Annotated in this window: 8 protein-coding genes; all 8 read right to left on the bottom strand. The window is 64.3% G+C overall.

The genetic code is table 11. The features are described from left to right. Nucleotides 1-620: methylmalonyl Co-A mutase-associated GTPase MeaB (meaB, locus tag DYI24_RS20835; RefSeq protein WP_164573680.1), on the bottom strand; the 620-nt coding region annotated here is incomplete at its 3' end. 86 nt (nt 621-706) lie between these two features. Then, on the bottom strand, nt 707-1300 hold the full coding sequence (locus DYI24_RS20830; RefSeq protein ID WP_164573679.1) for a beta-class carbonic anhydrase: 594 nt from the start codon (nt 1298-1300) through the stop codon (nt 707-709). 196 nt (nt 1301-1496) lie between these two features. Continuing rightward, nucleotides 1497-2282, bottom strand: a complete 786-nt coding sequence (locus DYI24_RS20825) for a DUF3298 and DUF4163 domain-containing protein (protein WP_164573678.1) — start codon at nt 2280-2282, stop codon at nt 1497-1499. After that, a complete protein-coding gene (locus tag DYI24_RS20820; RefSeq protein ID WP_164573677.1) occupies nt 2279-2623 on the bottom strand; it encodes a HepT-like ribonuclease domain-containing protein in 345 nt (114 codons plus the stop codon). The genes DYI24_RS20825 and DYI24_RS20820 overlap by 4 nt, the downstream gene beginning before the upstream one ends. A gap of 1 nt (nt 2624) precedes the next feature. Next, complete coding sequence (locus DYI24_RS20815; protein WP_164573676.1) at nt 2625-2939, bottom strand: nucleotidyltransferase family protein; 315 nt, start codon at nt 2937-2939, stop codon at nt 2625-2627. A 35-nt stretch (nt 2940-2974) separates the two neighbouring features. After that, a complete protein-coding gene (locus tag DYI24_RS20810; protein WP_246701327.1) occupies nt 2975-3376 on the bottom strand; it encodes a type II toxin-antitoxin system VapC family toxin in 402 nt (133 codons plus the stop codon). Nucleotides 3377-3381: 5 nt separating this feature from the next. After that, nucleotides 3382-3639: a type II toxin-antitoxin system Phd/YefM family antitoxin gene (locus DYI24_RS20805; RefSeq protein WP_164573674.1), complete on the bottom strand. Its 258-nt coding sequence runs from the start codon at nt 3637-3639 to the stop codon at nt 3382-3384. Between the two features lie 65 nt (nt 3640-3704). Beyond that, nucleotides 3705-5105, bottom strand: a 1401-nt coding sequence (locus tag DYI24_RS20800) for a methylmalonyl-CoA mutase family protein (RefSeq protein WP_205523614.1), incomplete at its 5' end; no start/stop codon positions are given.

The following is a 5105-nucleotide window of genomic DNA, read 5'->3' as shown; positions in this document are numbered from 1 at the left end:
CCGTCCGCCTTGTTGATGGCGATCATGTCGGCGAGCTCGACCAAGCCCTTCTTGATGCCCTGCAGCTCGTCGCCGGCGCCCGGCAGCATCAGCGCCAGAAAGAAATCGGTCATATCGCAGACCGCGGTTTCGGATTGGCCGATGCCGACGGTTTCGACCAGCACGACGTCGAAGCCGGCGGCCTCGCACAGCAGCATCGCCTCGCGGGTCTTGGCCGCGACGCCGCCCAGCGTGCCGGAGGAGGGCGAGGGACGGATGAAGGCGTCCGGCTCGGCGGACAGCCGCGCCATCCGCGTCTTGTCGCCGAGGATCGAGCCGCCGGTGCGCGCCGAGGACGGATCGACCGCCAGCACCGCGACCTTGTGGCCCTGCTCGATCAGATACATGCCGAGCGCGTCGATGGTGGTCGACTTGCCGACGCCGGGCGAGCCGGTGATGCCGACGCGGATCGCGCGTCCGGTTTCGGGCAACAGCTCCTGCACCAGCGCGCGCGCGGAGGCCTGGTGGTCGGCGCGGCGGCTTTCGATCAGGGTGATGGCGCGCGCCAGCGCGGCGCGATGGCCGCTGCGGACCTCGCTGGCGAGATGGGCAATGTCGCCGGTGCGTCGGGCTGAATTCATGGCGCCCGTTTACAACGATTGGGCGCCAGGGGCGAGGGGAGTCCGGCACGGAACGACCGCGCGCCGATCTCCCTGTTGATGACGCCTCAGGCGGCAGGTTTGCCGGCGGCGCTGGCCTCGGCGACCTCGTCGAGCCGGCCGGTCTTCACGTCGTAGATGAAGCCGTAGATCGGGATGTGCTTCGGCACCAGCGGATGGCTGCGGATCCGTGCGACGTCCTCGGTGACGCTCTTGGCGTTGTCCTGGAACGTATGCCAGTGCACGAAATGACCGGCCACCGAGCCGCCGCCGTGCTTCGGATTGCTCCAGTGATGGCCGTCGAAGCTGGCGGTCTCGAGATTGTCCTCGAGCAGGTCGGCGATCACCTCGCCGGTGAACAACTGCATCCCGCAATCGCTGTGATGGATCACGAACCATTCCTGGGTGCCGAGCAGCTTGTGGGAGATCACCAGCGAGCGGATCGCGTCGTCGGAGGCGCGGCCACCGGCGTTGCGGATGACGTGCGCGTCGCCTTCGGCGAGGCCGGCATATTTGGCAGGATCGAGCCGGGCATCCATGCAGGTCAGAATCGCGAAATGCCGTGCCGGCGGCAGCGCCAGATTGGCCTTGTCGCCGAAGTCCTTCGCATACTGATCGTTGGCCGATAACACGGCGTCGTAATTGCCGGCTGGCTTGGTCATCTCGTCCACTCCGCAACATTGCTGACAGCTTTCCGTTCGCCGCACCGGACCGGTGCAGCGAATGGAAATCGTCAGCAAAAAAGCAGAGTTTGCGCAGAAGCGGCGTTCGTTGTTCGGCGCGGGGCAGAGGAGTTCTGCTGGCAAGCGCGCGCGCCACAGATGGCCTGTTCTAAACCGCCAGGAGACGTACGATGGCCTACTCGGCCTTACGTTCCTGCTTCGGCCGATCGCCACCGAAGATCGCACTGCCGTCGGCCGACAGATACGGTTTCAGCGCCGTCCACGGCACGAACGCCTCGTATTCACCCTCCGCATAAGCACCGACTGCGTAGGGCGCGTAGTGGAAGGTGAGGCCCGAGCTTTTCCCTGCGGTGGTCGACGGCGCCAGCGTCACCGGCCCGATCTTCAAAAGCTTCGGTTCGATGCTCTTGATGTAGGCGGTGTCCTCTTCATCGGCGCCGCGCTCCTTCTTTTCAGCCTTCAGCGCGGTGACGATGCCGTCGACCATCGCCCGCATCGCCGGGCTGCCGTCGGACAGGTCGGTGAAGAACGGCCGGATGCTGATACGCCTGGTGAGCTGCTTGTCCCACAGGATAGTGTCGATATCGGTGTTGGGATGGGCGCCACCGGTGTAGCTGTAGTCGGTGCGCAGGATCGAGACGTAGCGATCCGCGACAAGCGAATCCGTCGTGTAGCTGCGCTCGTAGGTCCACGGGCCGTTGCGGAACAGCTCGGGGTCGCTCTTGAATTCCGGCTCAGCCTCGGTGCGTCGCTCGGCGATCCACTTCTTGCCCTCGGCCAGACAGTTCTCAGCAAGCTTGGCATCGGCCTTGATGCCGGCATCGAGCGTCACCGTCCCGTCGATGGCCTTGGTCTTGACGGCGAAGTCCGGCTTCGGCTTCGCCGGCTCGGCGAGGGCGGGCGAGAGGACGCAGACGCTGGCTAGAACCAGCACAGTGCGGAACAGGTTCGAAAAGCTCAACGGTCGGACTCCTTGCGTGCGCGAGAAACGAACTGCCGAAGCGGCTCGAGATCACGCTGGATCATTTCCCACAACAGTCGGGCATCTGTCGCGTGATAGGCATGCCGAAGCCAGTTGCCGAGGTCGGCCAATCGGCGCCAATTGATGGAGGGCTCACTCGCCTTCAATGCGTCGGGGAGGTGTCTTGAAGCTTCACTAATTCGCTCCAGAAATCTCTCGATTGCCGCCAGTACCAAACGATCGGACTGGAAGTCGGCGAAATCCTTATCGCTCAGGACATCGCGGATATTTTGCAGCTCTGTCTCGATATGACCCAGCCGATCGGAAATCGTCGGAGGCACCTCAAAACACCTCGACGAGGTCTTGTGCGATCCGTTCCGCGAATGCCGGCTCGATCGATCGGCGGATGGCGGCCTGAGCCCGGAGACCGGTCGCGTCGCTGACGATGTGCTCGACGCCGATGAGGTCGAGCAGGGAGAAGCGGGCCCCCGGAGCAGTGTCCACCAGCACGTCGAGGTCGCTGTCGGGGCGCGCATCGCCGCGCGCCCGAGAACCGAACACAAACAGCTTGGATACGCCTTCCGCACGCAATACGGCGGCCTGCTCGCGCAGCTTCGCGATGATCTTGTCCAGCGGTATGTCGGCGACGGCGGTCATAGTGTCAGTATAGCAGATTGCCTTTGGCGCTGCAGTCACACGGGAAGAATCTCGACGCCGCGCTGTCGCGCCGCTTTTCTCATCTGGCTGTCGAAGGTGAAGAGCGGAAGCTTCCTGACTTCGGCCAGCCGGACATAGAGCTCATCGTAATAGGTCAGTCCGGAATCCAGCGCCCTACGGACCGCACCGGCGACTTCGTCGAGTTCCGGAGGTGATTGCGTGATCACCTCGAGAATCTTCAGGTTGTGCAGCGCGTATTCGAGCTTGTCGGATGGGAGCCGACCACGACGAACGTTCGTGGTAAGCGCATTGCCGATTTCAGCATGCCAATGCGCCGGGACGACGAATTGCTGGTCCGCCAAGCTTTCAAACACCTCATCGTTGGCGAGGTGCTCGCGCTCATCCAGAAACATCGCCAGGGCGGCGGATGCATCCATGACGATCAACGGCGTCCCTCGTTGATCCAGCTCTTGATCTCGTCGTGGGTCGGATTCAGTTTGAGGTCGCGCGCCAAGCTGCGCAAGTTGCGGATCGCCTGACGCCGTCGCGCGATCGTATCGGCCGACATCTCATTACTCGCCTGAACCAGCCGCGCGACCGGCTTGCCGTGCCGCGTGATTGTCACTTCGGCGCCGTTTTCGACCTCGTCGAGAAGGCTCGACAGGTGGGTCTTCGCTTCGAAAATGCCGACCTGCTTCATGAAGACAAACTAGTCTGGTTAGACTAGTTCGTCAAATCAAGCCGGCATTGTCTTGAAGCCCGCAGCTACTCCGCCGCCTGGCTGGAATGGCCGAGCCGGGCGTTGAGCTTGTGGATCAGCTCCTCGGCGGCGTCGGCGATCACCGTGCCGGGCGGGAAGATCGCTTCGGCGCCGGACTTGACCAGCGCGTCGTAGTCCTGCGGCGGGACCACGCCGCCGACGATGATCATGATGTCGTCGCGGCCCTGCTTCTTCAGCGCGGCCTTCAGTTCCGGCACCGCGGTGAGATGCGCGGCGGCGAGCGACGACACGCCGAGGATATGGACGTCGTTTTCGACCGCCTGCCGGGCGGCTTCCTCCGGCGTCGCGAACAGCGGCCCGATGTCGACGTCGAAGCCGATGTCGGCGAATGCCGAGGCGATCACCTTCTGGCCGCGGTCGTGGCCGTCCTGGCCGATCTTGGCGACCAGGATACGCGGGCGCCGGCCCTCGGCGTCCTCGAACGCATCGATCAGTGCCTGCACCTTCTCCATCCGGTCCGCCATCGATGCGACCTCCCGCTTGTAGACGCCGGAGATCGACTTGATCTCGGCGCGATGCCGGCCATAGACCTTCTCGAGCGCGTCGGAGATTTCGCCGACGGTGGCCTTCTTGCGCGCGGCGTCGATTGCCAGCGCCAACAGGTTGCCGTTGCCTTCCGAAGCTGAGCGCGTCAGCGCCGACAACGCGGCGTCGACGTCGGCCTGGACGCGTTCCTTCTTCAACCGGCCGAGCTTGTCGATCTGCAGCCGGCGCACGGTCGAATTGTCGACCTTGAGCACGTCGATCGGAGCCTCGTCGGTCGGCTTGTACTTGTTGACGCCGATCACCGACTGCCGGCCGGTGTCGATGCGCGCCTGGGTCTTGGCGGCGGCTTCCTCGATGCGCAGCTTCGGCACGCCGGCTTCGATCGCCTTGGCCATGCCGCCGAGCGCTTCGACTTCCTGGATGTGAGCCCAGGCCTTGACGGCGATGTCGTGGGTCAGCCGCTCGACGTAGTACGAGCCGCCCCACGGATCGATGATCCGGGTGGTGCCGCTCTCCTGCTGCAGGAACAGCTGGGTGTTACGTGCGATCCGAGCGGAGAAGTCGGTCGGCAGCGCCAGCGCTTCGTCGAGCGCGTTGGTGTGCAGCGACTGGGTGTGGCCCTGAGTGGCCGCCATCGCTTCGATCGTGGTGCGCATCACGTTGTTGAACACGTCCTGCGCGGTCAGCGACCAGCCGGAGGTCTGGCAGTGCGTGCGCAGGCTCAGCGACTTCTGCTGCTTCGGATCGAACTGCGTCAGCAGCTTGGCCCACAGCAGACGCGCCGCGCGCATCTTGGCGACTTCCATGAAGAAGTTCATGCCGATCGCCCAGAAGAACGACAGCCGCGGCGCGAACTTGTCGACGGCAAGCCCGGCCGCGATGCCGGCGCGGACGTATTC

Origin of the sequence: Rhodopseudomonas sp. BR0C11 (assembly GCF_010820945.1) — a bacterium.
Lineage (GTDB): Bacteria > Pseudomonadota > Alphaproteobacteria > Rhizobiales > Xanthobacteraceae > Rhodopseudomonas > Rhodopseudomonas palustris_H.
This window is presented reverse-complemented; position numbering and strand designations above follow the sequence as displayed.